Source organism: Nocardioides sp. AN3 (assembly GCF_054653495.1).
In genome coordinates this window covers 1-2,247 of record NZ_BAAIGC010000070.1, presented here as the reverse complement: position 1 = coordinate 2,247, position 2,247 = coordinate 1, and the positions used below count along the sequence as shown (strand labels likewise).

The window sequence follows — 2,247 nt, the reverse complement described above, 5'->3', positions numbered from 1 at the left end:
CCCAAGACGGCGATCCGGCTCAATGAAACACAGCTCAACCGCCTGGTCGCCGGCTACGAAGGCGGTGCCACAGTCTTCGAGCTGGCGGCTGAGTTCGGCATCGGACGCAATACCGTCGCGCTCCAGCTCAAGGGTGCTGGCGTGACGATGCGTCGCAGCGGCCACACTCCAACTGACGCTGAGGTAGACGAGACGGTCCGGCTCTACAAATCCGGCTTGTCGCTCGCCAAGATGGGCCAGCGCCTCGGCTTCGTCGCCCGCACCGTCTAACGACACCTCGGTTACCGCGGCGTCCAGATGCGAGAAGTTCACGGCAGGGAACGATCCTGACCGCTCCAGTTCTGTCCGCTTCTCAGCCAGGCCATAAACCAGGTTGATGTAGGCGCGAGCTGGCGTCTCGGGGTCTCCGCGGCATGAGTGTCGGCGGCCGCAAGAGACGCCCGGAGACGGCCACGTAGCTGCCCGGTGGCGGACCTGCGATTGCCCACTGACGGTCATGGGAGCTGCCCGACACGACGTCGTCTACCTCGCCGCGTTGGGCGGCTTGTATCGCGATGCCGGCGAGTTGGCGAGCTGCTCCCACCGCACCGTCAAGGCCTACGTCGGCCGACGTGCCGCCAGGCGCTGTCGAGGAGATGGCCGCCGACCTTCAGGCCCTCACAATCTGACCGAGACGCCCCACCGAGGGATCAACCTCGTACACCACCCACCGGACTTGACCCGGCGAGAGCTGACTAATCACGTCGTTCGTTTCGACCACGGCTCATCCGATTCCAGACAAATGGGGCACTAAAACCCACTATGAGCCAAGGCAAGGTCGTCCCGATCGCGACCCAAAGGCCATGCCTATGAGCGCCGAGAAACACATTTGCAAACACCAGAACGGTTCCCGCGAGCATGATGGCAAGACAGACGCCCCCTACAATCATTCTTCCGACTGAAATGCGTTTTTCCATCGGCGTTCAATCTCCTACGTTTGGCGTTCTGCCCTAACACTTGTACTCGTAAACCTCCACGTCACCCGGCGTCATTGGAACGTAGCGCCTTACGTCAACCGTCGACCGAACCCCTCGACATTTCCCTCGGCTCTTGAGCCACGCCAAATCGAGCGCAAAGGCAGTAACAAAAACTGCCAACACCGCAAAGAAGTCTTCCGCCACTGCCTCCAAGAGTTTGAGGAGCATGCTTTTGAGGCCGTACTTCATGAGTTTTTGCCACTGAGTTCCCCACCATGCACCCACCCCAATGATGCTGATCTGGGCAGCGAAAAAGTTTCGCATCTTTTTGGTAAATTTTAGATCAAACACGGCGGCGTACGGAATGCCGTAGTGGGTCTTGAGTTTTGCTTTGTACCTGAACCATGGAGTGTTGATCGAGTATCCAATCGCTCCCGTAACGTCGTCTGAGTTGATCGGATCCTCAGGATAACCGTAGGCGTTGGCGTTGCCCCCAGGGACTGGGTCGACCGATAGAAAGCGTCCGGTAGCGGGGTTGTAGAGGCGGACGCCCATGACGAACAGTCCGGAGAGATCGTCACCGGAGCGTTGCCGCGCGCCGACCCAACCGTATGCCTTCACTGTCAACGCAGTTCTTGGGATGCCGTATTCAGTAGACTCGGTGTAGTCAATAACTCCGGTCGCAGTACCACCGGCAGGTGTTGTAGCGACTACGTCGCCATGCAGGTTCGCCAGCTGTAGAGTCGCTGTACCGCTCTGGTCGACGACTGCCCCCAAGTTTCCACGGGAGTCGCCGACGTAGGCCGTCCATGTGGAACCGGCGTTCGGCCCGCTGTCAACGACAGTCGAGGTCCACGCGGGGCTGTCGCCATCGCTGTCGTAGTGATTGTTGACCGTCGTAGTGACGGGAGAGGTCATACCCACAACAGTTGACCGGCTGGCGAACCGATCCTGTTCTACGTCCAGCGTGAACGAAACCGATTGCGCGTTCGATCCCGCTCCTTGGGCCTGGCTGTACGCCATGTCGTTGTCGCTGTAGGAAACGTTCAATTGCCCCGTAGCACTTATGTGTGTGCCAGTTCCAATGGCGTCGCTCGACGGAACCGTGAAGGTGCGTCCCATCTCGTCGTAGGTATAGCCCGAATTCGTGAGCCGGTCGGCGCCGTCGTAAGTGGAAGCAATCGTTGTGGGGCTCGTGCTCGTAGAGCAGGCTCCACCCGCGCCGGCGGGGTTAGTGATGAGACTAGTCCGGTTCGAGTGCTTGTCGAAGGTGTAGCGACGCGTAACACAA

2 protein-coding genes are annotated in these 2,247 nt (G+C 59.6%); one reads left to right on the top strand and one right to left on the bottom strand.

The features are described from left to right. The coding region (locus tag ACYQ1K_RS27780; protein WP_459986867.1) for a hypothetical protein at positions 1–270 on the top strand (270 nt) is incomplete at its 5' end. A 719-nt stretch (positions 271–989) separates the two neighbouring features. Here the strand turns inward: ACYQ1K_RS27780 and ACYQ1K_RS27775 are convergent. Continuing rightward, the coding region (locus ACYQ1K_RS27775; RefSeq protein ID WP_459986866.1) for an RHS repeat-associated core domain-containing protein at positions 990–2,247 on the bottom strand (1,258 nt) is incomplete at its 5' end.